Source organism: Pseudomonas sp. LBUM1651 (genome assembly GCF_059716135.1).
The window spans coordinates 2,310,650-2,327,759 of record NZ_CP166805.1 but is presented as its reverse complement, the minus strand read 5'-3'; the positions used below and the strand labels follow the sequence as shown (position 1 = coordinate 2,327,759).

Sequence of the window (17,110 nt, the reverse complement as noted above, 5' to 3'; positions counted from 1 at the left end):
TCACTCACACACTTTGAGTCAATGGATACGTTTATGATCAAGACCCTCATCAGTTCCGAACTTCATCCAGAACAAATTGTTTCCACTCTCAAGACACTGGACTTGACCACCGAAGTAAAACATTTAGCCGCTTTATTACATCAACAAACTGCTGACGGCCCTGAGCTTTCCAAGGGAGCAGCAATCTTGAGTTCAACCAATATCCATACCGGAACATTGAGTTTGTACTACAACGCAAGTGGCAATATCAGCTTGAAGGCGCCTGACAATGCACCCGCTTCACCGCAATTCTATTCGGTGCCGGGTAACAGTTTCCTGTTCGCAATCAACGCGCAGTCGTATTGCGTTCAGCTTTACGCCTTGGCGGATGACAACCTGATACCCGGGCCACACGTCACGGTCGACGCAGATAATCCCTTGTTCATCGACGGCACAAAAGTTCTGTATGACAGCAATCCAACAGGGAACGGGCACCTTGCCTTTATCGGCAGCCTCAATTTCCCGGACAAGAGTGCCGACATCCGTGTTTTCGAACGCGGGTCATTACGCAAATGCGCCTGGTTCCCCCACGATAAAAGCGCCGCACATTACCTGGTCAGTCTGGAGCTGCTTGAGGCCGCACAAGATCCGGATTCCAGCAAAGTGGCAGAGGAGCTGATTTATCACTATCACCCTGCCGTTGCGTGGAAGGCGTTCCAGCTCATACATGGCGCTGATCCTTGTAACGCTCGGGGATACGTGCCGCAGTTGCGAAAGCTGCAAAATAATCACCTGAACCGTTTGCTTGATCACCACCTGGGTGAAGTCGCATGAACCTGAAAACATTTATCGAGCGCATGGAAGGGTACGAGCTGGATCGCGACAAACCACAAATCATTGCCGACCTGCGCGAACTCGCTACCCACAAAACATTACTGAGCGAGCATCTCTACAACACCCTCCAACGCGACGGTTACAGCACAAAAAACAGTTTGTATAACGCCTACGCGTTTGTGCTGCATTACTCGGATGCCTACACCGTCCGACTGGGTTTCTGGGCACCGGTGTCGAGCCAGGATGAAAGCGAAACGTTCATCTACCACTTGAACCACACCCACGACTTCGAAATGTATGCGGTGGGTTACAGCGGCGACGGCTACACCACCGTCAAACGCAAAATCCTTGATCAGACGCCATTACGGGCAGGCATTCGCCCGCCCTTGGGTGACGAAACAACACTCAAACTCGCCCAAGGCGAAGTGCTGCACATGCAACCTTATTACGAAGTGCACCGACAACTGCCGCCCCGGTACATGTCTTCATCGTTAAGCCTGATTGTTCATGCACAACCGTCGCCGACCACCGCCCAAGCCTGGTGTTTCGACGACGATTACTTGCCCACGTATCCCGGCATCGCAACGCAGGAGACAGCGTTTTACGAACACACGTTGTCATTGCTGGGGGCGGAGTAACCTGAACAGAAGGAAGGCAGGGTGACGTCCCGATAGAAAGAACATTCGTCACCCTGCCTGCTTCCGAATCAACGGGCTTTGGCCAACGCCATAATCATTCGCGATAACAGATAAATTTGCGGTGCCACACTCTCAACCTCCGCGTACTCCTCCGGTGTATGAATATTGCCGCCCACAATCCCGAACCCGTCCAGCGTCGGCGTACCCACGTTTGCCGACAGGCTCGCATCCGCCGCGCCGCCACTGCCCTCTTCCGTCAACTTGCGTCCGATTTCGCCGTAGATTCCCTGCCCCATCGCCATCAGTCGATCCGATTCCGCCGTTTGTGACATCGGCGGCAAACCGCGCTGCAGTGTGGTGGTGACTTCGGTTTCGGGTATCAGTTTGTCTTTGGAAACCCGCGCCAGATCCTTCTCGATCCGGTCGAATTCTTCCGGCACTGCCGCCCGCACATCGGCCTTGGCTGTGGCTTGATCGGGAATCACGTTGGTGCGGTCGCCGGCCTTGAGCACGGTGAAGTTGATGGTGGTTTTCTTTGCTTCATCGCCCAGTTTGCCGAGTTGTAAAATCTGGTGCGCGGCTTCCATGGCGGCATTTCGACCCAGTTCAGGGGCGACACCCGCATGGGCCGCCTTGCCTTTGACTTCGACCACGGCGGTCGCGCCGCCCTTACGCCATATCACCAGGCCATCCGCCGGGCGACCCGGTTCGAGGTTAAGGGTGACGTCATGGGCCTTGGCGGTTTTCTTGATCAGGTCGGTGGCGATGTCCGAGCCGGTTTCCTCGCTGGCGTCGAGCAGAACGGTGATTTGCGCATAGTCCTTGAAGTCGAGGTTCTTCAAGACTTTCAGCGCATAGATACCGGCGACGATGCCGCCCTTATCATCCATCACGCCCGGCCCATAGGCGCGCCCCTCCTTGATATGAAACGGGCGCGCGGCAGCAGAACCTTCTTTGAACACGGTGTCCATGTGCGCCATCAACAGGATTTTCGCCTTGCCGGTGCCCTTCAACGTCGCGATTACGTGGTTGCTTTTGTCCGGCGTGTTCGGCACGAGGCTCGATGGTGGCGCCGAGTTTTTTAGCTCATCGATGGCGATGTCGCTGACTTGAGTGAGGCCGGGTGGCATTTGCCCTGATGAAAAATCAGAGTGAATACCAATCGGCCTGAAGTTGCAGGGTTGCCCTGCAACATAGAATCTCCCACAGGGGGTCAACGCAAGGCTTTCAGACCGAGTCGAGCAGTTCATGACGGGACCTGCCATCACCACAACAGATCACGCGATTACGGCCAGTGGTCTTGGCTTCATAGAGCGCCCGGTCAGCGTCGTTGAGCCACAGCATCGCGTCAGTGTAGGCCGGGTTGAAGGCGGCGAGACCAATGCTCAGGCTGACTTTCAGCGCCGGGTTCTGTTCGTAACCGAGAGTGGCGAAGCGATCACGAAGCGCATCCATGGCAGCCGCGGCGTGATCGAGCGCAAGGTCCGGGAGGATGACGCAGAACTCGTCTCCACCGTAGCGACCCGCCACATCGGCCGCCCGCAGGTTCTGCTTGAGCATCTTGCTCAGCTGACGCAACACGATGTCCCCGGCGACATGGCCGTAGGTGTCGTTGATGGTTTTGAAATGGTCGATGTCGATCAGTGCAATCGCCCCGCCCTGAGGCTGGCGTTTGCAGCGCTGGAATTCGATTTCCAGTTGATCTTTCCAGGCGCCGTGATTGAGCAGGCCGGTGAGGCTGTCGGTGCGGCTCAGGGCCAGCAATTCGCGCTTGTGCCGCCCCAGCGTGGTGGCCTGTCGGAAACAGATCCAGCCCAGAGCCAGCGGATAAAGGGTCAACAGTGGCAGGCAGGCATACAACTGCAACGGGCTGGTTTGCGGAACGAAGGCCGGCGCAAACACCAGAAATCCGACACCGATCCCCAATACTTGCGCAACGGCCCCCACCAGCAGGAAGCGCAGGCCGCCGATGGCCACGTTGTTCATTGCCATCATGGCGATGGTGGTTGCGCTGGGCAGCGGATTGAATTGCATGGCGGCGACCCAGAAGCCACCCAGAAAGGCATCGACCAGCAGATTACGATGTTCGGCGTGGTAGGGAACCTTCGCCCGACGCGCCCATTGGTAAGCCACATGCGGCCAGAACACGCCATTGAAGAGCATCAGCGCCCAGACCCACGGCGCCGGGTCGAGTGGGTACATCGCGGCGGCAACACACACCAATCCCGAGGCTAGACCCAGGGTTCGCGTTGCATAGAGCCTCCTGGCCAGTGAAAGTCCTTTTCCGCCCGTTTTTTCCATTGGAGCCTCTGCGCCACTGCACGGAACCTGCTGACACCGAGGTTTCAGGTGTGCTGGAAGTCTAACAGGGCAACGTCAAATAGCCATCACCGGTTGGCAGCCTGAATACCCCGGTATTGCCGCAAGGCGGGCGTCGAATGTTTGGCTATACATGAAGAGAGGGTTCAACAGACAACGATAAAAAAGGAGACCCATGCAGACTTTTCAAGTGTTGATCATCGGCAGCGGTTTTGGCGGACAGTGCGCGGCGATCAATTTGCTCAAGGCTGGCATCGATGATTTTCGACTGCTGGAACGGCGGGACTTCTTCGGCGGCACCTGGTGCCAGAACACGTACCCCGGCGCGGCCGTCGATGTGCCCTCGCCGCTTTATTCACTGTCCTTCGCCCCTTACCGCTGGACACAAATGTTCGCCGAACAGGCCGAACTGCACCGCTACACGCAGTACGTGGTGGATCAATTCGGCCTGCGCGACCGTGTGGAACTGGAAGCGAACGTCGAATGCATCGAATGGGACGACGACGCCAGACGCTGGGCAGTGCACACCGCGAGCAAAGGCACGTTCTACGCCCGGTTCCTGATCAATGCCACGGGGCCGCTGAGCCAACCCGTCATCCCGCATTTCGAGGGCCAGGAGCGCTTTCAGGGCAAGACTTTTCACACCAACAACTGGGATCATGCCTACGACTATCGGCAAAAACGCGTCGCCATCGTCGGCAGTGGCGCCAGCGCGGCCCAGGTGATTCCGGCCATTGCGCCGGACGTCGAGCACTTGCATGTGTTCCAGCGCACGCCGCACTGGGTGCTGCCACGGGCCGATCGCGCCTTCGGCCCCTTCCAGCGCTGGCTGCTGGGCCTCAAACCGGCCTACAAACTGCTGCGCTGGATGATTTACTGGCAATTCGAAACCCGGGTGATTGCCTTCAAATACTCGAAACCGGCGATCCGCTTGGTCCAGCAACACGCCCTGCGCTTCATCAAACGCCAGGTCCCCGACCCCGAACTCAGACGCAAACTGACACCGGACTACGCCATCGGCTGCAAACGAGTCATCATCTCGAGCACCCTGTACCCGGCACTCGGTCGGCCCAACGTAACGTTGCACAGCCGCGAACAGGGCATCGCGTCCATAGACGAAACCGGCATCGTCACCCGGGACGGGCAACACATCGACCTGGACCTGATCGTCTGGTCCACCGGTTACGACGCCACCGACGGGGTGATTTCCTACCCGGTGACAGGAAAAAACGGCAAGCAACTGAGGGATTTCTGGGCCACCTACCCTCGCGCCTACCTCGGCACCAGCCTGCCGGACTTCCCCAACCTGTTTATCGTCACCGGGCCCAACACCGGCATCGGCCACACTTCGGCGCTGTTCATCATCGAATCCCAGATGAACTACATTCTCGATTGCATTCGCACGCTGAAAGAACAGGGTTTGCGCAGCATCGAAGTTCGCCCCGAGGCAGAACGTACCTACACTGAAATGATCCACCGGGAAATGGAACGCACGGTGTGGAAATCCGGAGGCTGTCACAGTTGGTATCAAAGCAAGAGTGGTCATGTGATTGCCATGTTTCCGGGGTTCAGTTTCAGCTACCACCGATTGACCCGGACGCTGAAACCCGCCGATCACATCTTGTCCTGATCAGAGAGAAGGGAGACACCTGATGCTTTTGTTGGTTGTCGCAATCGCGGTTTTCGTAGCCTGGAGCTGGTTGAGCTACCCGGCCATCGGTCACTGGCTCTATGACTTGAACATGGCGGCCGAAGCCAAGCTGTATCGGCTGCACAAGATCGACGTGCCGATTGCCGAAATGACCGTTTCGACCTTGCAAGGCGGGCCGTACGAAGCGTCGAGCAGCGTACTGATGCTTCACGGCTACAGCGCTGACAAGAACATCTGGCTGCGCTTCGCCCGGCATTTTGTCGGCACTTACCGGGTGATCATCCCCGACATCGCCGGGCATGGCGAAACCGGCTTCAAGGCCGGCGGCGGTTACGACATTCCCTTGCAGGCGAAGCGGATGATCCAGTTGCTCGATGTCTGCGGCGTCGAGAAGGTGCATGTGATCGGCAACTCGATGGGCGGCTACATGGCGGCGTGGCTCGCGGCGACTTACCCGGACCGCATCGCGTCGGTTGCCCTGATCGACCCGGCCGGTGTCACCGCGCCCGAAGTCAGTGACCTGGAACGCCACCTGGCCAAGGGCCACAACCCGTTCCTGATCAACTCCCGGGAAGAATTCCGGCGCTTCTACGCCATGACCATGGCCGAGCCGCCATGGGTGCCCGGCGTAGTGCTGGACGCCATCGCCCAGCGTTATGAACAGTCCCGGGATGAGCTGGAAGAAATCTTCAGGGACTTCCGTGCCAGCCCGCCAATGGAGCCGAAACTGCCCGACATCAAGTGCCCGGCGCTGTTGCTGTGGGGACGCAAGGACCGCTTGATCGACGTCAGCAGCGTGGCGATCTGGAGCAAAGGCATCGAAGACCTGCGGGTGGAGATCTGGGAAGGCGTCGGCCATATGCCGATGGTCGAAGCACCGGCGGGCACGGCGCGGCTGTATCGTGAGTTTTTGGCATCCCAGCGCACTCAACTCCACGTGTAACACCTGCCGAGCTTGCGAGGCTGCGGCTACAGCAGTCCTTTGCAGAATGAAGTCCGTAAGATTCTTCGTTTGTCGGCACCGCTGAAGGCTGCGATCTTTTCCCCCATCCTTCACGTCACCGCGCCTGGAATTTTTTCATGAGCCACCCAAGCTTTGTCAGCCCTGACCTGATCCGCCAACGCTTCTCCAAAGCGATGTCCGACATGTACCGCGAAGAAGTGCCGCTGTACGGTGCACTGATGGAACTGGTGGAACAGACCAACCGCCATGTGCTGGACAGCGAACCGCAGATCGCCCGGCAGTTGACCAGTACTGGCGAAATCCAGCGTCTGGACCTGGAGCGCCATGGCGCCATTCGCGTCGGCACCGCCGCTGAACTGGTGACTCTCGCCCGGCTGTTCGCGGTGATGGGCATGCAGCCCGTTGGCTATTACGACTTGACCCCGGCCGGCGTGCCGGTGCATTCCACGGCGTTCCGCGCGGTACATGAGGCCGCGTTGCAGGTCAGCCCGTTTCGGGTGTTCACCTCGCTGCTGCGTCTGGAACTGATCGAAGACCAGGAACTGCGTGCCTTTGCGCAATCGGTGCTGGATAAACGCTCCATCTTCACGCCCACTGCGCTGACCCTCATCGAACGCGCTGAATCCGAGGGAGGCCTCACCGAACAAGAGGCGCAGGACTTCGTTCTGCAGGCGCTGGAAACCTTCCGCTGGCACCACAGCGCCACCGTCACCGCCGAGCAATACCAGAAACTCAGCGCCCAGCATCGCCTGATCGCCGATGTGGTGGCATTCAAGGGTCCGCACATCAACCACCTGACGCCGCGCACCCTGGACATCGACATTGTGCAGGCGCAAATGCCGGCCCACGGCATCACCCCCAAAGCGGTGATCGAAGGCCCGCCCCGCCGTCAGTGTCCGATCCTGCTGCGCCAGACCAGTTTCAAGGCGCTGGACGAACCCGTTGCCTTCACCGATCAAGCTGAAAGTCACGGCAGCCACAGCGCTCGTTTTGGTGAAATCGAGCAGCGCGGCGCCGCGCTCACGCCCAAGGGCCGGGCGCTATACGACCGCTTGCTGAATGCCGCTCGCGACGAACTCAAAGACTTCCCCAATGAAGCCAATGCCGCACGCTACAACGCGCTGATGACGCAACACTTCAGCGAATTCCCTGACACCCTCGAGGGAATGCGTCAGCAGGAACTGGCGTACTTTCGCTATTTCCTGACGGAAAAGGGGCTGGGATCGGCGCAAGCGCTTAAATCTTTGTCGCTGGAGGATTTGCTCAGCAACGGCTACATGCGAGCGGAACCGCTGGTGTACGAAGATTTTCTGCCGGTCAGCGCGGCAGGGATTTTTCAGTCGAACCTGGGGGATGCGGCGCAAACCCACTATGGCGAGCATTCGAATCAGCAGGCGTTCGAGAAGGCGCTGGGGAGATCGACCATCGATGAGTTGGGGTTGTATGCCGAGACGCAGCGGCGTTCGATCGAGGAATGTTTTGCAACCTTGACCGTACGTTGAACGGTAAGAGCACGGCTTGCCGGTGATGGCGTTCGTTAAATCGCCATCGCCGGCAAGCCGTGCTCCTACACGGTCCGTGGTTATTTCAGCTTCGCCAGCAGCGCTTCTGCCGTGGCCTCGGACGATGCCGGGTTCTGCCCTGTCAGCAGCAATCCATCAGTCACCGTGTAACTCGCCCAGTCATCGCCCTTGGAATAAATCCCGCCCTTCTCCTTGAGCATGTCCTCCACCAGAAACGGCACAACGTTCGTCAGTTGCACCGCTTCCTCCTCGGAGTTGGTGAAACCCGTCACCCGCTTGCCCTTGACCAGCGGCTGACCGTCCGCACCCTTGACGTGGCGCAACACACCCGGCGCGTGACAGACCGCCGCAACCGGTTTGCCCGCCTTGTACAGCGCCTCGATCAACGCGATCGAATTCTTGTCTTCGGCCAAATCCCACAGCGGGCCATGGCCGCCCGGATAGAAAACTGCATCGTAATCGTCAGCCCTCACACTACTCAGCAGCGCGGTCGACGCCAATGCCGACTGGGCCGCGGAGTCTTTGCGGAAGCGATCAGTGGCCGCGGTTTGCGCGTCCGGCTCATCGCTCTTCGGGTCCAACGGGGGTTGACCACCCTTGGGCGAAACCAGCGTCAGTTGAGCGCCGGCGTCTTTGAAAGCGAAATACGGTGCGGCGAATTCTTCCAGCCAGAAGCCGGTTTTCTTACCCGTATCACCCAATTGATCGTGGGACGTCAGAACCATCAGGATTTTCATGTCGCGCTCCTTGAATTCGGGGAATGTTCAGTCACCTCGGCGCTGAGTTTGACCACCAGGCTGCGCTGTTCGTTGCACTTTTCACACCGGCTCTCTCAGTGATGGCTAACCGCCTTGATGCGCAAGAAGTTGCGCAATCGATACGGCGAAACACGCTGCTTCAGCGCTGAGCACCCCGACTGTCAGGCCTTCCAGCCCAGTGCGCAAGAAGTTGCGCAGTGCTGCGCAAGTTCTTGCGCACATTCCGGGGTGAACGTTGCCGACCCTCTTTCCAGCGCCCAAAAAATCACTACAAACCCCTGTTTTATATGGTTTTAAGCGTTTATGGCACGGACCTTGATAACAGTCATGCACCCACCGGGCGATATCGCCTCCCGGGCACCCTCACTTATTCAGCAAGGAGAGCATCCATGGCAACACCAGCGTACATGTCCGTCACTGGCGAAAAACAAGGTCTGATCACTGCCGGCGCATTCACCGCCGACTCGGTTGGCAACACCTACCAGGAAGGTCACGAAGACCAGGTCATGGTTCAGGCTTTCAGCCACGACGTGATCATCCCGCGTGACCCGCAATCCGGCCAGCCGACCGGTCAGCGCGTACACAAGCCAGTCGTGATCACCAAGGTATACGACAAGGCCTCGCCACTGCTGCAGGCGGCTCTGACCTCCGGCGAGCGCATGAGCGAAATCGTCATCCAGTGGTTCCGTACTTCGGCTCAAGGCACTCAAGAGCACTACTACACCACCAAACTGGAAGACGCGATCATCGTCGCCATCAACAACAAAATGCACAACTGCCAGGATCCAGGCAACTCGCACTTCACCCACCTGGAAGAAGTGCAGTTCACCTACCGCAAAATCACCTGGACCCACGAAGTATCCGGTACTTCGGGTTCCGATGACTGGCGTGCTCCAGTCGTTTAATTACGGCTGATCGTTACAAGCATCGGCCAGCTCTGCTGGTCGATGTTGTTTACGCCCCTCCAGAATTTCGCGTGCGTTGATCCGCCTTGCGGTCGACGAACGCCGCAGTACACACGAGGAACAAGGGATGTTCGCGCCGGCCAATCAGACTCACTTTGCCCTGACCATCGAAGGTCTTTCCAACGACTTCCAGGTCCTGTCCCTGCAAGGTCGGGAAGCCATCAGCCAGCCGTTTGTGTTTGAGGTGGAACTGGTCAGTGAAAAGCCGTCCCTGGACCTCGAAAGGCTGCTGCACAAACCAGCCTTTTTGCAGCTCTCGCCCGACGGCAGCGGCATTCATGGCCAGATCTATCGCGCCGCCCAGGGTGATTCCGGCAAACGCCTGACCCGCTACGCGGTGACCCTGCGCCCGCAACTGTCCTACCTCGCGCATCGCATCAACCAACGCATCTTCCAGAACCTCACGGTGCCGAAAATCATCGGCCTGGTCCTCGAAGAACACGGCATCCAGAGCAATGCCTACGAATTCAAGGTCGGAGCGATTTATCCCGAGCGCATCTACTGCGTTCAGTACGATGAATCGGACCTGCAATTCGTCCAGCGCCTATGCGAGGAAGAAGGTATTCACTACCACTTCCAGCACAGCGCCACGGCCCACAAACTGGTGTTCGGCGATGACCAGACAGTGTTCCCGAAACTCGCGCCGGTGGCCTATCAGCAAGACTCCGGCATGGTCGCCAACGACCCGGTGATCAAGCGCTTCGACCTGCGTCTGGAAACCCGCACCAGCCGCATCACCCGCCGCGACTACGACTTCGAAAAGCCGCGCATCACCCTCGAAAGTGAAAACCGCGGCGACGCCCTGCCCGACCTCGAAGACTATGACTATCCCGGCCGTTTCATCGACCGCGAGCGCGGCAAGCACCTGGCCAGACGCGCTCTCGAACGTCACCGCAGCGACTTCCAGCTGGCCGAGGGCAAAAGCGATCAGCCGTTGCTGGTCAGCGGCCACTTCCTGGCCCTGACCCAACATCCGAAAGCCAAATGGAACGACCTGTGGTTGCTGACCGAGGTCCTGCACGAAGGCAAACAGCCGCAAGTGCTGGAAGAGTCGGTCACCAGCAGCACCACTAACCTGAAAGACGATTTCCACCAGGGTTATCGCAACCGCTTCCAGGCCACACCGTGGGACGTACCGAACCGCCCGCCGCTGACGCAGAAAAAACCGCGCATCCTCGGCAGCCAGAGCGCCGTGGTCACCGGCCCCAAAGGTGAAGAAATCCACTGCGACCAGTACGGCCGCGTCAAAGTGCAATTCCACTGGGACCGCGAAGGTCAGGCCGACGACAAGACCAGTTGCTGGCTGCGCGTCTCCTCCGCCTGGGCCGGCGCGCACTACGGCGGCATCGCCATCCCGCGAATCGGCATGGAAGTGCTCGTCACCTTCCTCGAAGGCGACCCCGATCAACCGCTGATCAGCGGCTGCCTGTACCACAAGGAAAACGTCGTCCCGTACGCCCTGCCGGCAAACAAGACCCGCACCACTTTCAAAACCCTCAGCTCACCGGGCGGCGCAGGCTTCAACGAACTGCGCATCGAAGACAAGAAAGGCCAGGAACAGATCTTCCTGCACGCCCAGCGCGACTGGGACGAAAACGTCGAACACGACCAGAAAATCCGCGTCGGCAACGAACGCCACGACACCGTCGAGAAGAACAGCTACAGCGAATTCAAGGCGGAAGAACACCACACCGTTTATGAGGACCGCAAAGTCGAAGCCCGCGCCAACGACCACCTGACCGTGGGCGTGAACCAGCACATCAAGATCGGCACCGGGCAATTCATCGAGGCGGGCCAGGAAATCCACCTGAGCAGCGGCATGAAAGTGGTGCTTGAAGCCGGGAGCGAGCTGACACTGATCGGTGGCGGCAGCTTCATCAAGATCGATGCAGGCGGCGTGACCCTGAGCGGGCCTGTGATCAACATGAACTCCGGTGGCGGACCGGGCAGCGGGACGGGGGCGGCGCCGTTGTTGCCGGGGCCGTTGAAGCAGGCGGATGCGGATAAGGCCGGGCAATTGTTGGTGCCGGCACAGCGGCAAGCGTTGATGCAGAAGAAGCCGATCTGCGCGATCTGCGAGAAGGCCAAACTGGAGGCGCAAAATGCTTAAGTCCGATTGGCCACTGGAAAACGGATTGCCTCAAGGATTGCCGTGGAATGGCTCCGTCGGATTGCTGCTGGACGGCGTCAGCGTCGAAAAACTGCCCCAGCACCTTTATCAATGGTCGGACGATCCGGTGTTCGAGCCACTCTACCTCGGCACGCAGTGGGCCGAGTTGGGTGACGTTTCGCCGTGCCTTGTCCAGATAAAAACCCAGAACAATCCCATCCTCGCGAAGTTTCTGGCTGAGCCCCGCCAAGAGTGGGGCTACCTGGTGTTCAGCGATCAACCCTGGGCGCAAATGGTCGAGCACTTCCGCTGGCTGACCAGCGTCATGCACCCTCAGGGTGAAGAAGTCCTGCTGCGCGTCGCCGACCCTGCCGTCGCCCACGCATTGCTCAGCCACGCCGAGAGTATCAAGGACCCTACCCTGTTCGGACCTTGCTCGCAGATCGTCGCCGCCGACGCGGCGCTGGGCTGCTGGCACATCAACCAGCAACCGGGCAAAGCCCCCGAGCCCAACCACAGCAAACGCTACCGCTTGAGCGACGAGCAACTCAGCCAACTGGACGAAGTGAATTTCCGCAGCATCGTCCTGCGCCTCGACCAACACATGCACGAATACTTTCCGTCCTATCAGGCACAATCGATGCCGTTGCAGCGCTGGGAACACCTGCACGCATTGGCATCGACCTCGTACGATCGCGGCTTCAACACCGAACTCGACATCACTCTATACGCCAACATTCATGGGTTCCTCGGCGAGCGAGTGCTGGAGGAGCATCCGGACCTGGATGCAATACTCAAGACCCCGTCGGAACAAACGCCCGCTCAGCGACTCGAACGGGTCGCTGATATTGCCCAGGAACGGGCTGAAACCCTGCACAGGAGCCAAGGATGACCACGCCAACATCGGCCGGCAAAAGCCCGAACAACGTTGCAAAAAGCCAGGACGACGGCAAGTGCGCCATGGGCGGCTGCTCCCTGATGAAGGCCAAGATCCAGCTCATCCCTCTGCGTTACGGTCTGGTCGAACGACTCGACCCATCCAGCGCCCTGGCGATGCCTTACAAAACCACTTCACGCCCACTGGGCATTCGCTTGATCCGCGACGGCTGGCTCTACGTCATCGTCGACAAGAAACCTCAAGCCGTCATGCACGAATACCGAATCCAGAACGGCATCGTGACCCAACTGCTGTGGGAAAAAGGCGAAATCACCGCCAACAAACGCGAAAGCAACGTGGGCGAAGCAGTGCTGGTCTTCCCGCGTTCGAGCAAGCTCTACGTCAACTACTCCGAAGTGCAATGGACCGCCGCCAAATGCGCGCAGGTCATCAAGCACAAGTCCGAGCGTGAATACTTCATGCAGGCAGTGGACCTGACCAGGGCCGATCCGGAGAAAGTCGCGGCTAATCTGCTGACCCCGAGTCAGGCGGAAAAGTGGATTGCGGAGGTTGCGGAGCAGCCGAGTAAAGAGCCGGCGGTTACGGGTGCCAAGCCTGAGGAAAGCAAAGACTATCTCTGGGAACAAACACCTCACTTCAAGAAAACCCAGTTGGGTGCGCTCAAAAAGCAAGTTAAGGCGGAAAACGAGCGTGACCATCTGTACCTGGTCGTGCAGGATGACTTGGGCGTGCTGCGCGATCTTGCCGAGCATCAGGATTTGGTCACTGGCTGGATCAGTGACTGGAGTGACGCTGAAGCCAATCAAAAAAAATATGTGTTTGGCTGTTATATCGAATCGTTGTACACCGTAACCGGCGAAACCATTCTGAATGCCGCCCAAGGCGACCCGCGTTTTGCCAAACTCAAGGACGAAACAAGCGAAGAGCAACGGCAATCCATCGTCGACTACGTCAACGTTAAAAATCAAACCCAGTATTCAGGCGCTGGTACGCATCGTGGGGCTATTGCAGCTTCAAAGTCGCGGATGCGTACGAGTCTTGGGCCTTTGCATTCCAAGTATGAAGACCTGATCGAGACTATCGAAGACAATGCCCATGAAGCGCTCAATGGCGCAAAAATGGGACAAGAAGGTATCAACGACCTGATTGACCGACCGGCTATGGAAGCCTTTCTTAAACAACAGCGAGCACAATTAAGCCGTTGGAATAAGCGGCTGGATCTGATAACTGAAGACAGAATAAAAATAGTATGCGAAAAGCGCTTCTATAAATCTGCTTGGTATTTTGATCCAAAATTTGGAACCCAACTTGAATCGGCTCTTGCTACTGAATACGCATGCATGAGAGATATATGTCGCACCGACAAGGCTACCGAAGCGATTGCAGACCTAATAGAAAAAGAGCCAGGCTTTACAGTTCCGACCTTCTTTACTGCAAGTTTGACCGATCAGAAGGATCTGTTTGCGAAAATTGGCTCCTTAATAAAATCGGCTCGAGATATACCTCTTTCAGCAAAAGACTTCCAAGGACTACAAAAAATTAGCCGAGAGTTCGTAACGCTCCTGACCCAAGATCTCGCGACATCAATCAATCTAAGCAACGATGGTATAACTTTCGATCAAGCACGAAATACAGCTTATGACCCTGCCAAACAACTCCGCTTGGCGAATGCTCTAGAAGAAGCTGTAGAAGGACTACGCAACGGCCGGGCAATAGACCCAGCTAAAGTTCTGCGAAATATCCCGGGCTCGGCATGGATCGACGTACTAAGAACATTTGGCAAAAAAGGTATTACTCTTGAGTTTGCTTCTGCAAGCCAGCTTCATGCGTTCGAAGCTGACATGGCGAAACTCACCGAACTCCGCCAGCAGATGTCCTCGCTCAAAAACAAGATCAGGGAGACATTGGCTAACGAACGAAAAGGTCGAGCCCCCAAGGGAAGCTATCGATCTTTGGTCGCACAGCGTAAATCTGTTCAGCAATCCGTCGCCCCGCTAGAGCAAAAAATCGCGCCTGCAATGATTGCTGTTGGCGAAGGCCCAAGTAAAGCAAGTATAAAAATTAAAGGCCTAACCAGCGCCCAAGAAGCAGAATTCCACCGAATGGCAGAAGATCACCGCTTAAACACAGGCAATAAGGTAAGAGGATTAGGAAAAGATATATTTCAATCCGCTGGAGGCGACATCTTCGCGTCAGCTGTATTTGTCGTGCAATTAATTAGCTTCGTCACTGTTTATTCAGAGTTAAGAAGAAAACCCAGCTGGGATAAAGCTGATTACATCGCATTTGGCAACGCGTTCTTCTCTGCAAGCGGAGGAGGCTTTGCGGCTGCACAGGGGATATCAGCCACTACTCTAAACGTAGTCAAAAACAACTATTCAAGTGCAGCCGGCAAAGTTCAGCTAGCCGCGCGCATGGGAAAGCTCACGGGGGGGCTGGGGTTAGCCGCTTACGGGTTCGGTATGGCGGCGGCAGCCACAAGTCTGTATGGGGAAAAAGGCTCCGTTGCTCGCTGGACTGAAGCCTTGAGGTCGGGAGATAGCGCAAAGCTGGCTGGTGCCAGCATGACAATTGCGGGCGACTCTGGACAGTTCGTCGTTAACGGTTGGGCAGTTGCACGTACAGGGCAATATATGTTTGAGGCGGCTTCAAATGTTAGCCAAGCTAGAGCTGTCGCTTGGGTCACAGCAGGTGGCAAACTTCTGAGCGTTGCTGCGAGAGCCAACTTAATAGGGTTAGGCTTGACGGTGTTGCAGCTAGGTGGCGAGTGGATTTACAACCGAAATAATAAAACGAAGCTTGATAACTGGCTTCAGCAGGGCGCGTGGGGAAAGAAAAACCAAAATCGCGGATTCCAAGAGGATCGCATGCAATTGGCGGAGATCACTTCAACCCCTCAGGTCGGTCTGAGACAAATAAACAACAGACCTATCGCCGTAATTAGCATTCCAAATATCACGATTCGAGAGCTGGATGATGTTGGATTTGGCCTTACCGCGTATTGGTCAAGCAATCTCCAGCGCAATGACTGGGAGCCTTGGACTGAACCTTTGTTATATCAACTCAATTTACTGAGCCCACCAGACGCGCCACTGCAACTGGGGTTAGAAATTTTCGCACATGAGGCCAACGCCCAGCACGGTCTTGCCATTAAGTTGCGATACCATCCACTCCCCGGAGCCCAAAAATACCGGGAAATAATGTTTGAAACCAAGACACTTAACGTTGGAAGCGGGAAGGAATTCTCAACAACTGGGTTTCTCAGCGCACGAAATACAACCGCTCAAGCAATCATTGTGACCACCGACACGCTGACTGTGCTCGAATCATCAAAACAGGCCGGGCAAACCTAATGTCTTCAATTAATGAGCAATCCAGCGACGATCTCAATCTCAAAAAAATACGGCCTGTGGCTGGTGAGAAGCGTAGATTCGCGACAGGTGAAGCACTATTCCTCTCCCCGCTCCCGGTACCAACGGGCAACGCGCCCATGGATTTGGGCGGAAGCTTTGTTGAGGTGAATGACACATTCCTTGACGTAGGCAGTAGTAATTTCGGCAAGGCTTTCCAAGCTAGGGCAATGATTGGGCTCGGTATGATGTTCATTTTCTCATGCCTGATTGTCCTACCATTGCTTGCAGGATCTACTACCTGGGGAAATCCATTTTCCGAGTCTTTTTGGGACAGAGCAGCAGGCATGTTCCATTTCGGTGTGACCTTTAGTATCTGGGGGGGAGGAACAGCTGCGCTCCTGGGTACTTACGTTATCTTGAGCACTACTAGAGCGAAGTCCCGCACCCGCCCTATTCGATTCAACCGCCAACGGCGTGAAATCTGTTTCTTCCCCGAAGGTTCCGACGTCCCCGTCATTCAACCATGGGAAGAGACAGTATCTTGGCTCTCAATCAGTACAGGTGTTACTGGAGTGGGAGTGACAAGCGCCTATACCTTTGGTATGGCGTTCGACGACTCCAAAACGGACGTAGTGCACTTTGTTAGACAAGGAGTAATGACTCCTGCTCATGGCTTGGGTAAGTGGGAAGCCATACGGGTCTATATGGAAAAAGGTCCAGGGTTCTGCCCTGGCAAAGCACCCTACGAGAGTCGCGACACCTTCGATAGAGAACGACAAGACATGCACGAGGAATACCAGCACAACGAACGTTCCGCTTCAGGAGTTGGTTGGTGGTACCTGACACACCTGATCACCTGGTGGCGTTTTCCGTACTGGGTAGCGGAATGGGACCACCGTTTCAGCATGAAATCTCTACCTGAATCCATTGCTGAGTGGTCCAAACCGTTACCCATTGAACAATGGGTCAAACCAAGCGCCGCTCTGAAAGAGCAAAGCGCGAAGATCGAAAAAGCCTTTGCTCAGGGACAAGATTTCATGACGTACTTCAAGGCGAATCTAAACAAAAGCGATACAGAAGAATCGGTCAATAACTGAATGGAAATGGTGAGCCGCATC

The 17,110-nt window shown here is 56.8% G+C and carries 12 protein-coding genes and 1 pseudogene; 10 read left to right on the top strand and 3 right to left on the bottom strand.

The window, feature by feature from the left end; all coding sequences use genetic code 11:
* Positions 1-33: 33 nt before the first annotated feature.
* Together ACA066_RS10740 and ACA066_RS10735 are read left to right on the top strand one after the other, a co-directional pair.
* On the top strand, positions 34-813 hold the full coding sequence (locus ACA066_RS10740; protein WP_497699176.1) for a hypothetical protein: 780 nt from the start codon (positions 34-36) through the stop codon (positions 811-813).
* Complete coding sequence (locus tag ACA066_RS10735; protein WP_497699175.1) at positions 810-1,451, top strand: transposase; 642 nt, start codon at positions 810-812, stop codon at positions 1,449-1,451. Before ACA066_RS10740 ends, ACA066_RS10735 begins: the two co-directional genes overlap by 4 nt.
* A 68-nt stretch (positions 1,452-1,519) precedes the next feature.
* Here ACA066_RS10735 and ACA066_RS10730 read toward each other — a convergent pair.
* Both ACA066_RS10730 and ACA066_RS10725 read right to left on the bottom strand, forming a co-directional pair.
* Positions 1,520-2,581 (bottom strand): annotated as a pseudogene (locus ACA066_RS10730) (glutamate carboxypeptidase); the annotation flags it as partial.
* 97 nt (positions 2,582-2,678) lie between these two features.
* A complete protein-coding gene (locus ACA066_RS10725; RefSeq protein WP_497699174.1) occupies positions 2,679-3,752 on the bottom strand; it encodes a diguanylate cyclase in 1,074 nt (357 codons plus the stop codon).
* 193 nt (positions 3,753-3,945) lie between these two features.
* On the opposite strand from ACA066_RS10725, the gene ACA066_RS10720 reads away from it, so the two are divergent.
* From ACA066_RS10720 to hglS, 3 genes are all read left to right on the top strand, one after another.
* The gene (locus tag ACA066_RS10720; protein ID WP_497699173.1) at positions 3,946-5,400 is read left to right on the top strand and encodes a flavin-containing monooxygenase; all 1,455 of its coding nucleotides are present in this window, start codon (positions 3,946-3,948) and stop codon (positions 5,398-5,400) included.
* Positions 5,401-5,422: 22 nt separating this feature from the next.
* On the top strand, positions 5,423-6,364 hold the full coding sequence (locus ACA066_RS10715; RefSeq protein WP_497699172.1) for an alpha/beta fold hydrolase: 942 nt from the start codon (positions 5,423-5,425) through the stop codon (positions 6,362-6,364).
* 137 nt (positions 6,365-6,501) lie between these two features.
* On the top strand, positions 6,502-7,887 hold the full coding sequence (gene hglS, locus ACA066_RS10710) for a 2-oxoadipate dioxygenase/decarboxylase HglS (RefSeq protein ID WP_497699171.1): 1,386 nt from the start codon (positions 6,502-6,504) through the stop codon (positions 7,885-7,887).
* An 80-nt stretch (positions 7,888-7,967) separates the two neighbouring features.
* On the opposite strand, the gene ACA066_RS10705 is transcribed toward hglS, so the two are convergent.
* Positions 7,968-8,645 (bottom strand): type 1 glutamine amidotransferase domain-containing protein, encoded by a 678-nt coding sequence (locus ACA066_RS10705; RefSeq protein WP_497699170.1) that lies wholly within the window; start codon positions 8,643-8,645, stop codon positions 7,968-7,970.
* 410 nt (positions 8,646-9,055) lie between these two features.
* Here ACA066_RS10705 and ACA066_RS10700 point away from each other — a divergent pair, with 410 nt between their 5' ends.
* From ACA066_RS10700 to ACA066_RS10680, 5 genes are all read left to right on the top strand, one after another.
* Positions 9,056-9,571 (top strand): Hcp family type VI secretion system effector, encoded by a 516-nt coding sequence (locus ACA066_RS10700; protein ID WP_007919523.1) that lies wholly within the window; start codon positions 9,056-9,058, stop codon positions 9,569-9,571.
* A gap of 127 nt (positions 9,572-9,698) precedes the next feature.
* Entirely contained in the window at positions 9,699-11,741 is a 2,043-nt protein-coding gene (locus ACA066_RS10695) for a type VI secretion system Vgr family protein (RefSeq protein ID WP_497699169.1), read from the top strand.
* Positions 11,734-12,633, top strand: coding sequence for a DUF4123 domain-containing protein (locus ACA066_RS10690; RefSeq protein WP_497699168.1), 900 nt, complete (start codon positions 11,734-11,736; stop codon positions 12,631-12,633). Before ACA066_RS10695 ends, ACA066_RS10690 begins: the two co-directional genes overlap by 8 nt.
* Complete coding sequence (locus ACA066_RS10685; RefSeq protein ID WP_497699167.1) at positions 12,630-15,992, top strand: toxin VasX; 3,363 nt, start codon at positions 12,630-12,632, stop codon at positions 15,990-15,992. Before ACA066_RS10690 ends, ACA066_RS10685 begins: the two co-directional genes overlap by 4 nt.
* The gene (locus tag ACA066_RS10680; protein ID WP_497699166.1) at positions 15,992-17,089 is read left to right on the top strand and encodes a DUF6708 domain-containing protein; all 1,098 of its coding nucleotides are present in this window, start codon (positions 15,992-15,994) and stop codon (positions 17,087-17,089) included. The genes ACA066_RS10685 and ACA066_RS10680 overlap by 1 nt, the downstream gene beginning before the upstream one ends.
* The last annotated feature ends 21 nt before the right edge of the window (positions 17,090-17,110 follow it).